The sequence below is a fragment of the Streptomyces sp. NPDC088785 genome (assembly GCF_044750685.1).
In the GTDB taxonomy this organism is placed as follows: domain Bacteria; phylum Actinomycetota; class Actinomycetes; order Streptomycetales; family Streptomycetaceae; genus Streptomyces.
The window spans coordinates 649,047-663,326 of record NZ_JBIVKH010000004.1 but is presented as its reverse complement, the minus strand read 5'-3'; the positions used below and the strand labels follow the sequence as shown (position 1 = coordinate 663,326).

Annotated in this window: 12 protein-coding genes; 7 read left to right on the top strand and 5 right to left on the bottom strand. The window is 73.5% G+C overall.

Features of this window, described 5'->3' with window-relative positions:
* Positions 1-127: 127 nt before the first annotated feature.
* Positions 128-1,369 (bottom strand): hypothetical protein, encoded by a 1,242-nt coding sequence (locus ACIP5K_RS16990; protein WP_401410135.1) that lies wholly within the window; start codon positions 1,367-1,369, stop codon positions 128-130.
* A gap of 392 nt (positions 1,370-1,761) precedes the next feature.
* On the opposite strand from ACIP5K_RS16990, the gene ACIP5K_RS16985 reads away from it, so the two are divergent.
* Together ACIP5K_RS16985 and ACIP5K_RS16980 are read left to right on the top strand one after the other, a co-directional pair.
* Complete coding sequence (locus ACIP5K_RS16985) at positions 1,762-4,629, top strand: lectin (protein ID WP_401410134.1); 2,868 nt, start codon at positions 1,762-1,764, stop codon at positions 4,627-4,629.
* 379 nt (positions 4,630-5,008) lie between these two features.
* On the top strand, positions 5,009-6,532 hold the full coding sequence (locus tag ACIP5K_RS16980) for a glycosyl hydrolase family 18 protein (protein WP_401410133.1): 1,524 nt from the start codon (positions 5,009-5,011) through the stop codon (positions 6,530-6,532).
* Positions 6,533-6,610: 78 nt separating this feature from the next.
* Here the strand turns inward: ACIP5K_RS16980 and ACIP5K_RS16975 are convergent, their stop codons facing one another.
* Positions 6,611-7,231 (bottom strand): hypothetical protein, encoded by a 621-nt coding sequence (locus ACIP5K_RS16975; protein ID WP_401410132.1) that lies wholly within the window; start codon positions 7,229-7,231, stop codon positions 6,611-6,613.
* 164 nt (positions 7,232-7,395) lie between these two features.
* Between ACIP5K_RS16975 and ACIP5K_RS16970 the strand changes: the two genes are divergently transcribed.
* Positions 7,396-7,797, top strand: a complete 402-nt coding sequence (locus ACIP5K_RS16970; RefSeq protein WP_401410130.1) for a hypothetical protein — start codon at positions 7,396-7,398, stop codon at positions 7,795-7,797.
* A gap of 45 nt (positions 7,798-7,842) precedes the next feature.
* On the opposite strand, the gene ACIP5K_RS16965 is transcribed toward ACIP5K_RS16970, so the two are convergent.
* Both ACIP5K_RS16965 and ACIP5K_RS16960 read right to left on the bottom strand, forming a co-directional pair.
* Positions 7,843-8,646 carry a histidine phosphatase family protein gene (locus ACIP5K_RS16965; RefSeq protein WP_401410128.1) on the bottom strand — a complete coding sequence of 268 codons (804 nt, stop codon included), beginning with the start codon at positions 8,644-8,646 and terminating at the stop codon, positions 7,843-7,845.
* Between the two features lie 4 nt (positions 8,647-8,650).
* Complete coding sequence (locus tag ACIP5K_RS16960; RefSeq protein ID WP_401410126.1) at positions 8,651-9,511, bottom strand: SDR family oxidoreductase; 861 nt, start codon at positions 9,509-9,511, stop codon at positions 8,651-8,653.
* A gap of 87 nt (positions 9,512-9,598) precedes the next feature.
* On the opposite strand from ACIP5K_RS16960, the gene ACIP5K_RS16955 reads away from it, so the two are divergent.
* The 4 genes from ACIP5K_RS16955 (at position 9,599) to ACIP5K_RS16940 (ending at position 12,996) form a co-directional block, all read left to right on the top strand.
* Complete coding sequence (locus ACIP5K_RS16955) at positions 9,599-10,345, top strand: TetR/AcrR family transcriptional regulator (RefSeq protein ID WP_401410125.1); 747 nt, start codon at positions 9,599-9,601, stop codon at positions 10,343-10,345.
* Positions 10,346-10,489: 144 nt separating this feature from the next.
* The gene (locus ACIP5K_RS16950) at positions 10,490-11,170 is read left to right on the top strand and encodes a class I SAM-dependent methyltransferase (RefSeq protein ID WP_401410123.1); all 681 of its coding nucleotides are present in this window, start codon (positions 10,490-10,492) and stop codon (positions 11,168-11,170) included.
* A gap of 463 nt (positions 11,171-11,633) precedes the next feature.
* Complete coding sequence (locus tag ACIP5K_RS16945; protein ID WP_401410122.1) at positions 11,634-12,452, top strand: SDR family NAD(P)-dependent oxidoreductase; 819 nt, start codon at positions 11,634-11,636, stop codon at positions 12,450-12,452.
* A 412-nt stretch (positions 12,453-12,864) separates the two neighbouring features.
* A complete protein-coding gene (locus ACIP5K_RS16940; RefSeq protein ID WP_401410120.1) occupies positions 12,865-12,996 on the top strand; it encodes a hypothetical protein in 132 nt (43 codons plus the stop codon).
* Between the two features lie 46 nt (positions 12,997-13,042).
* Here the strand turns inward: ACIP5K_RS16940 and ACIP5K_RS16935 are convergent, their stop codons facing one another.
* Complete coding sequence (locus ACIP5K_RS16935) at positions 13,043-14,236, bottom strand: spore photoproduct lyase family protein (RefSeq protein WP_401410118.1); 1,194 nt, start codon at positions 14,234-14,236, stop codon at positions 13,043-13,045.
* Between the last annotated feature and the right edge of the window lie 44 nt (positions 14,237-14,280).

Below are 14,280 nucleotides of genomic sequence, written 5' to 3'. Positions count from 1 at the left end.
GCCCTCCCACCTTCGCGCCCCCATCCTGGCGCCCTGGCGTCCCGACGCACAGCAGGATCCAGCCAGTTCACCCACCACCCCGCCGACCCGCGCGCTCACCGGCCGACCCGCCAACCGAAGCATTACGTCACAACAGCGCGGCGACCTCCTCCGGGCTCTCCGGCAGCCCGGCCGCACGGAACCACACCACGTTCTGGGTGATACCGGCCGCCGCCCCCTCGGTGTCCACGAAGGCGCGCAGCAGGTCGCGCTGGGCGGGGGTGAGCGGGTGGGCCGGGTCGTACCCGCCGGGGAAGGCCAGGAGGAGGAGCGGCCCACGCTCGTAGTCGACGACCGACGGGCGGAAACCGGCCACAAGGGCGACGGCCACCGGTGCCACCTCCTCGAACGACGCGGCCAGGGCGAGCGCATGCCGCAGCACCGTGAACCGGAACCACCCGTCGAGGCCCGGCAGCGGCTCGGGGAACCAGCCGTCCGTCGTCTCCGGGTCCCGCAACGCGTCGAGGAGCACGGCGAGGGCGCGCGGCCGGTCGGCTGGGTCGGGGCCCAGCGCGGCGCAGACCCGCACGGCCGGGTCGGGATCGACGAGCAGGTCCGAGACGTCGCACCGCCACTGACCAAGCGCCCACGCCGCGACGGCCCGCTCCCGTCGACCCTTCTCGTCACCCTGCCGTCGACCCGACCCGTCGCCCTGCCGTCGACCCGACCCGTCGCCCACCCGGGCCCGGACCAGAGCGGCGGCGCGGGGTATCCGGTCGGCGAGCCCCGGGGCGCGCAGGAGCTGCACCGCGGCGCCGAGCGCGGCCTCGCGGACGTGGGGATCGGGCGAGGACAGGGACGGCTCGATGGCGTCGTAGAGGGCCGGCCGGATCGCCCGGCACGCGTGCAGCGCGGCGAAGTCGTCCGGACCGCGGTCGTCCGGCAACGCGTCGTGCCAGGGTTCCCAGTCCCAGCACAGGCGGCTGCGCCCCGGGTCCTCCCCGTACGCGGCCGACTCGGCGACCCGCCCCAGCCACGCCAGCAGGGAGGCCCGCAGGCCGCGCGGCGACCCGTCGTCCCACGGGACGTGCCCTTCGTGCTCGGTGACACCCAAGGGGTGGTCGAGGATCGCGGCGACGAACAGCGCCGCGGGCGCGGTGACGGAGTACAGCGAGCCCTGGTGCAGTACGCCCATGTCCAGCGCCCCCAGCGCGCTGGACCGCACCTTGGGATCGTCGTCCAGGAGGAAGCACAGGGACACGGGGATGTCCCGGGCCGAACCGTAGGCGTGCCGGAGGGAGTCCCAGTCGGTCTCCCTCAGGAGGTCCAGGGCCGCCGTCGGCAACCCGCTCACGATCCGTGCCATGCGGGCACTCTCACTGTCCGTCATGCGCGCAGCCTGCCAGCACCCACTGACAACGCCCCGCGCCCGCCGCCCCCGAGGGACGACCGGGCCTTCGAGATCCGGCGCCAGATCCACCGGCCGGATCCGGCCCCTGCACCCCTCCCCCGTTCCCGGCATTCTCTGCGCGCAGCGTTGACGCGTCCGCGCCCCATGGCTACGTTCCCCCTCGAACATGCCCCCCGGCACCTCCGCACCCTCCGCACTCCCGCCTCACCACCAGGCACCAGCAGGCACCACCAGGCACCACCCCGCAAGGGGATCGGACCCACCTCTCCACGGCATGACAACGTTGTCAGAAGTGCCCGCACGAGCCCTTCCGCTGTCCGGCGCGGCCGCACCGGCCCACCGGTCCACGCACACGAGGAGGCACGAAGGACATGAGACGTCCCTTACGGTCATCCGCCGCGCTCGGCGCCGGCGTACTGGCCGCCGGCGCGCTGGCGGTGGCCCAACTGGCCGGTCCCGCCGTCGCGGCACCGCGCCCGGCGGCCCTGGTCACCGCCCCGGCCACCCTGGTCAACCCGTTCATCGGCACCTCGAACCAGGCGAACGACTTCCCCGGCGCCGACGCACCGTTCGGCATGGTGCAGTGGAGTCCCGACACCCCCTCGCGGCCGCCCGGCGGCGGGTACGAGTACAACGACAAGTCGATCACCGGCTTCAGCCTGACGCACATCGCGGGGCCCGGCTGCGGAGCGGCGGGGGACGTGCCGGTGCTGCCCACCGTGGGCGCCGTCGACACGAAGGCGAGCGTCGGCTTCAGCCACGCCAACGAGTCGGCGTCGGCGGGCATGTACAAGGTGGCCCTGGACAACAAGGTCACCACCGAGCTGACGGCGACGAAGCGCAGCGGCATGGCACGCTTCTCGTTCCCGTCCAGCACCCAGGCCAATCTGGTCTTCAAGCTCACCGGCAGCCAGAACGGCGCGAGCGACACGCAGTTCACCAAGGTCTCCGACACCGAGGTCAGCGGGCAGGTGACCAGCGGCCGCTTCTGCGGCGCGGGCAACAGTTACACCGTCTACTTCGACATGGTCTTCGACCAGCCGTTCACCACCAGCGGCACCCCGGCCGCCACGGCGACGCTGCGCGGCACGGCCGGCAGGGGCGCCAACAAGAACGCCGCGGAGAGGGCGAACCACCCCGTCCTGCACGGCGCCCCCGCGAAGAGCACGGCCGGCCCCCAGGCCGCCGCGAACAACGGCTACGTCACCTTCGACGCCACCAAGCATCCCGTGGTGCAGGCGAAGGTGGGCGTCTCCTACGTGTCCGTCGCCGGCGCGAGAGCCAACCGTGCGGCGGAGAACTCCGGTTGGGACTTCGACGCCACCCGCGACGCGGCCCGGAACGCCTGGAACAGCGAGCTGGGACGGGTGCAGATCGGCGGCGGCACGGCCGCCCAGCAGCAGCAGTTCTACACCGCGCTCTACCACTCGCTGCTGCATCCGAACGTGATCAGCGACACCGACGGGCAGTACCCGGGCTTCGACGGCAGGGCCCACACCGTGGACGCCGGCCACCAGGCCGCCTACGGCAACTACTCCGGCTGGGACATCTACCGCTCCCAGGCGCAGTTGGAGGCCCTGGTCGATCCGCAGGCCGCCTCCGACACCGCGCAGTCGATGCTCGACGACTACCGGCAGACCGGCGTCTTCCCCAAGTGGTCGGAGAACAACGGCGAGTCCTACGTGATGGTCGGCGACCCCGCCGCCGCGATCATCGCCGACTACCACGCCTTCGGCGCCCGGCAGTTCGACACCGCCGAGACGCTGCGCGGACTGGTCGCCCAGGCGTCCAGGGCGAACAACGACCGCCCCGGCCTGAACTACCTCGACTCCCCCGGCTACCTGCCGCACAACGGCAGTTACGGCTGCTGCAACTTCTACGGGCCGGTCGCCACGACGCTGGAGTACAACACCGCGGACTTCGCCCTGTCGGCGTTCGCGGGCGCGCTCGGTGACAGCGCGAGCCAGTCCACGTACGCGAAGCGCGCCCAGAACTGGCGCAACGTCCTCAACCCGGCCTCCGGCTTCGTCGAGCCGCGCAACGCCAACGGCGCCTGGACGGGCGGCTTCGACCCGACCAGCGGCACGGACATGGTCGAGGCGGACTCCTGGATCTACACCGGCATGGTGCCGTTCAACGTGCGGGACCTGGCTCGCGCCAAGGGCGGCAACACCGCGATGAACCACTATCTGGACACCGTCCTGCGCAGCTTCACCGGCGCCAACGGCTACGCCTGGGTCGGCAACGAGCCCAGTATCGAGCTGCCTTGGGAGTACGACTACACCGGTCAGCCGTGGAAGACACAGGGCACCGTCCGCGCCGTCCAGCAGCAGATCTGGTCCGCGACCCCCGGCGGGCTGGCCGACGGCAACGACGACCTGGGGGCCATGAGCGCCTGGTACGTCTTCTCCGCGCTCGGCATGTACCCGCAGACGCCGGGCACCGCCGACCTGGCCCTGGGCTCGCCGCTCTTCCCGCAGGCCGTGATCACGCTGCCCTCCGGCAAGAAGCTGACCGTCAACGGCAACGGCGCCGCCGACAACGCCCCCTACGTGCAGTCGGCGGCCTGGAACGGCTCGGCGTGGAACAACGCCTACGCGCCCACCTCCGCCCTCACCGCGGGCGGAACCCTGGACTTCACCCTCGGAACGAGCGCCAACACGAGCTGGGCCGCCGCGAGTTCGGCGGCGCCGCCGTCGTACGGAGGCGGCACGTCGGCGCCGTCGATCCCGCGGGTGGGGCCGATCGTGTCCGGCGTCCCCGCCTCCGGAGGCGGCAAGCTGTGCGTCGACGTCGCGAACTCGGGCACGGCGGACGGCACCGCCACCCAGCTGTGGGCCTGCAACGCCACCTATGCCCAGGACTGGACGGTCGCCGCGGACGGCTCGCTGCGCTCGCTCGGCAAGTGCCTGGACGTGGACAACGGCGGCACCGCCAACGGCACCAAGGTCCGGCTGTGGACCTGCAACGGCACCGGAAGCCAGCAGTGGCGGGCCGGCGCGAACAACTCGCTGGTCAACCCGCAGTCCAACCTCTGCCTGGACGACCCCAACAGCTCGGCCGCGGGCGGCACCGCGCTCCAGCTCTACGCCTGCAACGGCACGGGCGCCCAGAACTGGACGCTCCCGGCGACCGCCACGTCCCTGACCGGCAAGAGGGCCGCCGACCCGGCCGGCACACCCGCCTGGCAGCCGGGCCGCAGCCCGACCGCCGCGCCGAGGACCGGGGCACGGCGGTGAGCGCTGCGCCCTGATCACCCGCCACCCCCCACACCGGTCCGGCCGCCCGGCTCCCCGAGGCGGCCGGACCGCTCCCGTCCCACGACGCGCCCGCCGCTCCACCCGGCGAGCGACCCCGGCACCGCCCCGGCGCGGCTCCGGATGGTTCGACGCGCCTCCCGCGCCGGGCCGGACCGGGCCGCGGTCCGGGGCACCCGTCTGACCAGCGGTCCCGCGACGCGCCGCGCGAGAGGCGATCGGCCGGGGCGGGAAAAGGCCACCAGATTGGTCTAGTCCTTACTTGGTGCAGACCATTGACACGTCTCCGTCCACAGGGCTATTCCGTAAGCATCTTCCGTGCGTCACGACTGAGTTGACGCCACTTCACCTCTGGATGGCCATGAGACATCTGCGCCCCCTTCGCGCCACCGTCACCGCGGTGGCGACCGCGGTGACCGCTCTGGGCCTCACCGCGCTCGCGGGCTCCCCCGCCCAGGCCGCGACCCCGCTCCCCGCCCACGTCTTCGCCCCGTACTTCGAGTCCTGGACGGGTGAGAGCCCCGCCGCCCTCAGCGCCCAGTCCGGCGCCAAGCACCTGACGATGGCGTTCCTCCAGACGGCGGCCAAGGGCTCCTGCACCGTCTACTGGAACGGCGACACCTCGCTGCCCGTCGCCCAGGCCTCCTTCGGCGCCGACATCAAGACGATCCAGGGGCGCGGCGGTGACGTCATCCCCTCGTTCGGCGGGTACACGGCGGACACCACCGGGACCGAGATCGCCGACAGCTGTACGGACGTCGACCAGATCGCCGCCGTCTACGAGAAGGTCGTCACGACCTACGACATCCCGCGGCTCGACATGGACATCGAGGTCGACTCGCTGGACAACACCGCCGGTATCGACCGGCGGAACAAGGCGATCAAGAAGGTCCAGGACTGGGCCGCCGCCAGCGGCCGCAAGCTGGAGATCTCGTACACCCTGCCGACGACGACCAACGGCCTCGCGGCCAGCGGTCTCGCCGTGCTCAAGAACGCGGTGGCCAACGGCGCGCGCGTCGACGTCGCCAACCTCATGACGTTCGACTACTACGACAACGCCACGCACAACATGGCCCAGGACACCAAGACCGCCGCCCAGGGCCTGTACAACCAGCTCGCCGCGCTCTACCCCGCCAAGACCCCGGCCCAGCTCTGGGGCATGATCGGCGTCACGGAGATGCCCGGCGTCGACGACTTCGGGCCGGCCGAGACGTTCACCCTCGCCAACGCCAAGGACGTGTACGACTGGGCCGTCGGCAAGGGGATCAACATGATCTCCTTCTGGGCGCTCCAGCGCGACAACGGCAGCTGCCCCGGCGGCGCCGCCGGGGACAGCTGCTCCGGCATCGCCCAGAACACCTGGGACTTCACCCACGTCTTCGCGCCCTTCACCAGCGGCACCACCGCGCCGGCCAACGACTTCTCGCTGACGGCGTCCCCGGCGTCGGGGTCGGTCAAGGCCGGGGCCTCCACGAGCGCGACGGTACGGACCGCGGTCACCTCGGGCAGCGCCCAGACCGTCAGCCTCACCGTCAGCGGAGCACCCGCGGGCGTCACCGCCACCCTCAGCCCCGCCTCGGTGACGGCCGGCGGGACCTCGACGCTCACCGTCGCCACGACCTCGGCGGCCGTCAACGGCACCTACAGCATCGTGGTCAGCGGCGCGAGCCCGGGCGCCGCGCACTCGGCGACGTACTCGCTGACCGTCACCGGCGGCAGCGGCAACCAGTGCACGGCGGCACCCTGGGCCTCCGGGTCGATCTACACGGGCGGCCAGCAGGTGTCGTACAAGGGCCACACCTGGAAGGCCAAGTGGTGGACGACGGGCGAGGAGCCCGGCACCACCGGCGAGTGGGGTGTCTGGCAGGACCTCGGCGCCTGCTGAACCCCTTCGATCCGGGCGGGGGCCCGGGGACCGTCGGTCCCCGGGCCCCCGCCCGCCCGTCGTCGCGGCGAGGGGGGCTCAGGTCCCGAGCCACAGGAGCGTGGTCAGCGCCCCCAGGGCCGCGCCCACCAGGGTCTGCGGCACCGTGTGGTAGCGCAGGGCCACCCGGGTCCAGCACACCAGCGCGGTCCCCGCGTACCCCGCCAGCCACCACGGGCTGTGCACGACGGCGAGCAGCGCGACCACGGCCGACGCGACCGCCGAGTCGACGGACACCTTCCAGACGGTGTTCACGCCCAGCAGGACGACGGTCATCAGCCACAGCGCGACCATCGCCCTGATGACGTCCGCCGGAGCCCGCCCCCAGGTCATCAGGAGCGCGCCGGTCCCGACGGACGCCAGGATGACGAGGAAGATGGGCGCCCGCTTCGTCCGGTCCACGACGTGGCGGTCGCCCCAGGTCCCCCGTCCGCGCTCGTACTCGATGTACGCGGCGGGCACCAGCCCTGCGCACAGCGCGCCCAGAAGTCCCCAGGCCAGGCCGACGGGTCCGCCCGCGACGGCCCCGATCCCGAGCATCCCGGCCACGAGCACGTTGCGCGGCTGGAGGACGTCCGTGACGAGGCGCGCCGCGCCGCTCGACGTACCGGGGGCCGGCCGGGCGACCGCTCTCGTCCTCGTCCTGGTCCGTGTCCTCATCCCTGTCCTTCGTCGGTCGAACGGCGTCGATGGAGCGTCGTGCGTCGACTCGGCGCGTCGGACGCGTGCGTCGGGCAGGACGAGGCAGTGTACGGCGGCGGCCGGCGTCCGCCACCGGGGTGAGGCGGCGTGACCTGACGCGGGTGGGCGGCGGTTGTCCCGTCATGAAGATGATCCGCGGTGCCGTCACCGCCTCCGCTCTCGCGCTCGCCGTCGTCGCGGCCCTCGCGCAGGGCGGCCCCGCCGCCGCCACCGAAGCGGCTCCGGCCCGCGTCGACAGGAGCTCCTGCACGCACCACTGGTCGGGGCCCCAGATCTGCATCCGCATGACCGGCGACGCCCTGCGGACCCGCGTGGTGGGCTTCTGGTCCAACCCTCCGGGGTCCGTGAGGTCCCGCACGACGTGGCTCGCCTCGGACGGCAGGCGGATCACCAGCGTGGCCCGCGCCACCCGGGTCGGAAAGACCGTCAGTTTCACCTGGTCCGGCGCCGATTACCGGGGCCGGAAGATCTGCGTGCGGTTCCGGGGGATCAACCGCACGGCCTGCCAGGACGCGCCCGTCTAGACCGGCCGTGACCGCCCCTCCGGCGCGCACGCGCCCCCGCCCGATTCAGTCGGCCGGACCGGGCGGGGGCAGGTGCGCGGTGTCGCCCCAGGTGCGCAGGCGCAGGGCGCGGCCGTCGGATTCCCAGTGGGACAGCGAGGCGTTGGGTACCGGCGGGAGTTCCTCGGACGGGACCGCGCCGGTCCCGGCCAGGACGTGGCGCAGGGCGACCAGGACGCTGTCGTGCGCGACCAGGAGGACGCGGCGGCCGGGCGCGGCCCGGCACAGGTCGCTGAGGAACTGCCCGACGCGCAGCGCCACATCGGTGAGGGCCTCGCCCCCGGGCGGCCGGTAGTGCCACTCCCCCGACAGGGCCCGCCGGGCGGCCTCCTCCGGGCTGCGGGCCCGTACGACGCTCGGCGGGTGCAGTTCGAAGACGCCCATCTCCCGGTCGCGGAGCCGCTCGTCGACCACCGTCCGCCGTGCGGGAGGCACGCGAGGTGTGGGACACGCCGAGGACGCGGGAGGTCGCGGCCCGCCCTGGGCGGCGGCGGTCCTGCGCATCACCTGCCAGGTCCGGCGGGCCCTCAGGTAGGGCGAGCACACCACCAGATCGGGCCCGCCCTCGGCGTCCAGGGCCGCCAGCCTGCGGCCCAGGGCCTCGGCCTGGCGCACGCCCAGCGGGGACAGGGCGACGTCCCGGTCGCGTCCGGCCAGCGGTGCGGTGGACCCGGCGGCCGCCGCGGCGGCGAACGCCACGTTGGCGGTGGACTGCCCGTGCCGCACCGCCCACAGCGACTCCAGGCCGCACGGTGGCACCGGCGCCGCCGTCGGCGGGTCGCGGGGGACGGATCCTTCCGGGCGGCTCACGGTCCTATTCTGCCCAGGCGCGCTCCAACAGGGCCTCGAAGGTGGCGGGTTCGCGGCCGATCAGTTTGGCGAGCGTGGGATCGACGGCGGTGAACTCGCCGTGCCGGGCCGCGGCGAAGACGCTCGTCAACAGGTCGGCGACGGGGGCCGGGGCGCCGTGCGCGAGGACCTGCTCGCGGAAGGTGCCGTCGGGAACGACGGTACGGGTGAAGGGGCGGCCGGTGATCCGGGACGCGGTCCGGGCGACGGTGTCGAAGTCGAGCGCCGCGCCGCCGGTGAGCGGCGGGGTCGGCCCCTCGAAGCCGCCCGCGCCGGTGAGGACCGCCGCGATGGCGTCGGCGAGGTCGTCGTGGCCGGTCCAGGCGACGGGCCCGTCGGCGGGGAGGGCGATGTCGCCGGTGTGGCGGGCGGGCTCCAGGAACTGCACGGCGCTGGCCGCGTAGAACCCGTTGCGCAACGCGGTCCAGGGCAGGCCCGTGGCGCGGAGCAGGTCCTCCGTCACGGCGTGGTCGCGGCACGCCTGGAAGCGGGAGTCGTGGGCGGCGCCCATCTGGCTCGTGTAGAGGATGCGGCCGACGCCCGCGCGCACGGCGGCGTCGATGGCGGTGCGATGCCCGGTGACGCACTCCTCGCCCGTGCGGTCGAGGGAGACGAGGAGGAGCTGGTCGGCTCCCTCGAAGGCGTGGTCGAGCGAGGCGGGGTCGTCGAAACTGCCCTGCCGGACCCGGACGCCCCGGTCGGCGAGGTCCTGGGCCCCGCGGGGGTCGCGGACGCTGACGCCGACGCGGGTCGCGGGGACGCGCTCCAGCAGGCGCTCGACGGTGAGGCGGCCGAGCCTTCCGGTGGCTCCGGTGACGATGATCATGAGGTTTCCCCAAACTGTTTCCAGTGGAATCACCTTCACGGTAACGCTGAAATATCGATGGAATCAAATCACCGGTATCATCGGTACATGGTCACCCGTGAGTCCCCCGCCAGCCCGGACAGTCCGCGTCGCCGCATCGTCGATGCGGCCGTCGAGCTGCTGGAGAGCGGCGGCCCCGACGCGGTCAGCACCCGCGCGGTCGCCGCCGCGGCCGGCATGCAGCCGCCCGCGATCTACCGCCTCTTCGGCGACAAGGAAGGCCTCATCGAGGCGGTCGCGGAGCACGGGTACGCACAGTTCCTGGAGAGCAAGCGCGCGCAGCTCGACCCCGCCCCGCAGGACGCGGTGGAGGACCTGCGGCGCGGCTGGGACATGGTGGTGGAGTTCGGGATCTCCCGCCCCGAGCTGTTCGCGGTGATGAACAGGGCGACCGGCCGCGGCGCGGACCTGGCCCACCGCGCGGGCCTGGAGATCCTGCACGGCCGGGTGCGCAGGCTGGCGGCCGGCGGATGGCTGCGGGGCGACGAGGAGCTGGCCGCCCAGATCATCCGGGCGACCGGCCAGGGCGCGGTCATCACCTGGCACTCCACGCCGCCGGAGCGCCGCGATCCGGCGCTGCTGACCGCGCTCCGCGAGGCCATGATCACCGCCGTCACCCGCGCCGAACCGACCGTCCCCGCCACGGAGTCCGGTCCCGGCGCGGCGGCCCGCGCACTGCGCGCCGCCCTTCCCGACGACGCCGGGGTGCTGAGCGACGCCGAGCTGCGGCTGCTGCGCGAATGGCTCACCCGTCTCGCGGACGCGGGCGGCGGCGCAGACCGTTCCGGCGCCTGAGGCGCACGGTCCGGCCAAGTTGCCGGACCGGCAACTTTAGGTGCGCGGCGGCGCCGCCCCGCGCAGGATCGACAGGGCCGCCCCGCGCACGGAAGGCCGGGGCGCGCGATTCGGTACGGCAGCACGAGCTACAGGAGGCATCCGGTGTCCGGACACCACGAGCACGGCGGGAACGGCGCGCACGCCCGGCAGGACGAGGAGGCCGCCGCCGCGATGTTCGAACCCGCCGGCTGGGACGAGCGGTACGCGGGCCAGGAGCGCTTCTGGAGCGGCGAGCCCAATCCGCAGCTCGTCGCCGCCGCCGACGGGCTCACCCCGGGCACGGCGCTCGACGTCGGGTGCGGGGAGGGCGGCGACGTCGTCTGGCTGGCCGGGCAGGGCTGGCGGGTGACCGGCGCCGACTTCTCCGCCGAGGGGCTCGCGCGCGCCGCCCGGCACGTCGAGCAGGCGGGCCTGGCCGAGCGCGTCGACTGGTGGCAGGTGGACGCCCGGGCCTTCGACGCGGGCGAGCGCGCGTACGACCTGGTCACCAGCCACTACCTGCACGCCCCCGACGGGGGCATGGTCGAGGTGACCCGCTCGCTCGCCGGGGCCGTCGCCCCGGGCGGACTGCTGCTGGTCGTCGGCCACGCGCCGTCCCACGAGTTCACGACGCTCTCCGAGAGCCACCGCAAGGCGATGTTCCTGGCCGCGGAGCTGCTGCCCGCCCTGCCGGACGACTTCGAGCCCGTCGTGGTCGAGCAGCGCACCCGCACGCTCCAGCGGGACAGCGGCCCGGTGGAGGCCGAGGACTCGGTGCTGCTGGCCCGGCGCGCCCGGCACTGACCCGCACCCGCCGCGGCGCCAGTCCGGGCCGACCCCGTCCAGGACGAAGCCGTGGCGCTCGTCGTCGCGGCGGAGCCGGTCCGGCGCCGTGTCGGCCCGCGTGGGGGGGGCAGGACACCTCGTGGCCGGTACGTCGGCGACGACGACCGCGAGCCGGCGGCGACAAGGAACCGGAACCCCGCGCACGAGCGGCGGCGCGCCGCTGCGGGAGTACGGCCGAGGGGCCGTCGCGCACCGGCCCGAGCGCCGCACCCACGCGCACGCAGGAGGCCACCAGGAGCGCCGCGGGCGTGCGGCGCCGGAGCCGTGCGCCCAGCCGGTGCGCCCGCGCGCCCGCCGACGCTTCCGCAGCCGGGCTGACGAACACCGCACGCCTCCCCCACGATGAGGTGCCGCCCTGTCGGTGGCGTCCACGCGGGACGGCGGTCCAGCCCCCGCCACGAGCAGACAGCCGGGGGAACACATGGGACGACGCTGGCTCATCACGGGATGCTCCTCCGGCCTCGGCCGGGCGCTGGCGGGCGCGGCCGCCGCGGCGGGCGACGACCTCGTGGTCACCGCGCGCAGGACCGCCGACCTGGAGGACCTGGCCGCCGCCTGGCCCGGTCGCGTCACGCCGGTCGCGCTGGAGCTGCGCGACGCCGACTCCTGCGCGGCGGCCGTCCGGTACGCGGCCGAACGGCTCGGCGGCATCGACGTGCTGGTCAACAACGCGGGTGGCGGCCTCTTCGGCGCGGTCGAGGAGACGTCCGACACCGAGCTGCGCGACCTGCTGGAAGTCCTGCTCGTCGGTCCATGGCGGCTGACCCGGCTGATCCTGCCGCTGATGCGGGCGCAGGGCGCGGGACACATCGTCAACGTGTCCTCGGTGGCCGGTCACCTCACCCTGCCCGGCGCGGCCGGCTACGCCGCCGGGAAGCAGGCGCTGGAGGCCATGAGCCAGACGCTCGCGGCGGAGACCGCGCCCCACGGCATCCGGGTCACCGTCCTGGAACCCGGCATGTTCGCCACGCGCTACGGCACCGCCATGACGGAGACCCGCGAGCACGTCGCGGCCTACGCCGAGGCCAACGGGCCCATGCTCGCGGCCTTCCGGGCCCTCGCGGACGCCCCGGAGGTCGGCGACCCCGACGACTTCGCCGCCCAGGTGCTCGCCGTCGTGGCCGGCGAGGGCCCCCTTCCGCTCCGCATCCCGATCGGCGACGACGCGTTCGGCTATCGGGAGGCGGCACTCGACGCGTCCCGGACGGATCTCGCGGAGGCGCGACGGCTCTTCGGGTGAACCGGGAATTCACGGCACGGGCAATTTGCCTCGAAGGGCGAAAGACCCGCCACGTTCCGCGACTCCCCGCGTTCTGCAAAGAGAACAAAGCGAACGGGAATGGCTGGTCGAAGGCTGGTGGAAAGCGAAAGGCCCGGCGCCCGCCGCACGCACCCGTGATCACGGAGCGTCACGGAATGAATGCGTAAAGATTTGTGCGCGTGGCGCGGCGCCACGCGATCAATTCCGCGTGTAAGGCCTCGTAAGATCTCGCCAACGCAAAAGGGAGTTCCCTCGGCGTCAGGCCTAGGAACCTGCCGATGCGAACTCCCCGCGCGGCCCCCACCATCCGGAATTGCGACCCGACGGAGATGCCGTTTTGCAACAGCTTAGCAACACCCGACCGTCCCTTTCGGGACGACTGGCCCGCGTAGTGTGCCGCCTTCGCGGATGGCGGCTGAAGAACGGACGGTCGCTCGTCGACGAGATGGTGCGCGGCGCCGCCTACAGCGCCGGTTCCGCGGCGGTGAGCCTTCTGGTGGTCTGGCTCCAGCACCACCTCTGAGAGACAGCCCCCTCGCCCAGCATCGCTCAGCTCGCGTGACGAGCTCTCAGAAGGCGTAGCGGATGCGCAGCCACGGCGTGTGCGTGGTGACGAGGTCCCTGAGGCGGGTGAGGGAGCGCTGTTTGACCTGGACCTGGTAGCGGATGTTGAGGGCGCCGTTCTCGGAGCGCTTCGGCTCCTGCGCCTCCGGCTGCCACAGCAGTTCCTCCGCCCGGGGATGCCAGCCGAGGTTCACCTCATGGAGCTGCTGGTTGTGGGTGAGCATGATGATCTCGGCGGCGGCCTGTTCCTTCACGCGCGCGGGCAGCACGTCGTCGAGGTGGCCGAGCAGGTCGGCCCAGTCGCGCTGCCAGCCGGGACGCAGGACGACGGGTGACAGGTTGAAGTGGACCTCGTAGCCCGCGTCGAGGAAGTCCGCGGCGGCGGCGATCCGCTCGGCGACCGGGCTGGTGCGGAGGTCCAGCAGGCGCGCGTCGGCAGCGGGCATGAGCGAGAAGCGGATGCGGGTGCGCCCCTGGGGATCGAGGTCCAGGAGGTCGGGGTTGACGAACTTCGTGGCGAACGACGCCTTGGCGGTGGGCAGGCGCCGGAAGGCGGCGATGTAGTCGGCGGTGTTGTCGCACAGCAGCGCGTCCGCCGAGCAGTCGCCGTTCTCCCCGATGTCGTAGACCCAGGCGTGCGGGTCGCACTGGTTCGGCTCGCCCTTCGGCCCCTGGGCCCGGACGTGCCGCCGGACGTGGGCCAGGATCGCCTCGATGTTGGTGAAGAGCGTGATCGGGTTGGCGTACCCCTTGCGGCGGGGCACGTAGCAGTAGGCGCAGGCCATGGCGCAGCCGTTCGAGACCCCGGGGGCGATCCAGTCCGCGGAGCGCCCGTTGGGGCGGGTGACCGGGTGGCGCCGGACGCCGAGGACCAGGGTCTCGGTCTTGATCCGGGTCCAGCGGCCGATGTTGCCCTCGTTGCCGTGCAGCTCGGGGATGCCCCAGTGGCTCGCCACCTCAGTCACGCGGGCGTCGGGCAGCCGGGCCATGATCTGCTGCCCGCGCGGAGAGGCGAGCGCCTCCGGTTCGGCGAAAACCGACCGGATGTCGAGCAGTCGCCGCGCCCGGGCGCTGTCGCGGAATCCGCCCGGGGCGGGCCCCGGCGACGGGGTGGCGTCCCAGCCGAACAGGGCCTGCTGACCGTCCAGGCCGTCTTGATCGTCCTGCTCGTCGTCGTGAGCGTCCGGGGAACGGTTCATGCGGGTACCTCCGGACTCGCGGCGCGGCCGGCGCCCCGTGAGGG

Excerpts from the sequence above, each read along its gene's own strand:
- ACIP5K_RS16985 (WP_401410134.1), top strand. The coding sequence starts at position 1,762 with ATGAGACGTCCCTTACGGTCATCCGCCGCGCTCGGCGCCGGCGTACTG.
- ACIP5K_RS16945 (WP_401410122.1), top strand. The coding sequence starts at position 11,634 with ATGGGACGACGCTGGCTCATCACGGGATGCTCCTCCGGCCTCGGCCGG.
- ACIP5K_RS16935 (WP_401410118.1), bottom strand. The coding sequence starts at position 14,236 with ATGAACCGTTCCCCGGACGCTCACGACGACGAGCAGGACGATCAAGAC.
- ACIP5K_RS16990 (WP_401410135.1), bottom strand. The coding sequence starts at position 1,369 with ATGACGGACAGTGAGAGTGCCCGCATGGCACGGATCGTGAGCGGGTTG.
- ACIP5K_RS16955 (WP_401410125.1), top strand. The coding sequence starts at position 9,599 with ATGGTCACCCGTGAGTCCCCCGCCAGCCCGGACAGTCCGCGTCGCCGC.
- ACIP5K_RS16980 (WP_401410133.1), top strand. The coding sequence starts at position 5,009 with ATGAGACATCTGCGCCCCCTTCGCGCCACCGTCACCGCGGTGGCGACC.
- ACIP5K_RS16970 (WP_401410130.1), top strand. The coding sequence starts at position 7,396 with ATGAAGATGATCCGCGGTGCCGTCACCGCCTCCGCTCTCGCGCTCGCC.
- ACIP5K_RS16975 (WP_401410132.1), bottom strand. The coding sequence starts at position 7,231 with ATGAGGACACGGACCAGGACGAGGACGAGAGCGGTCGCCCGGCCGGCC.
- ACIP5K_RS16960 (WP_401410126.1), bottom strand. The coding sequence starts at position 9,511 with ATGATCATCGTCACCGGAGCCACCGGAAGGCTCGGCCGCCTCACCGTC.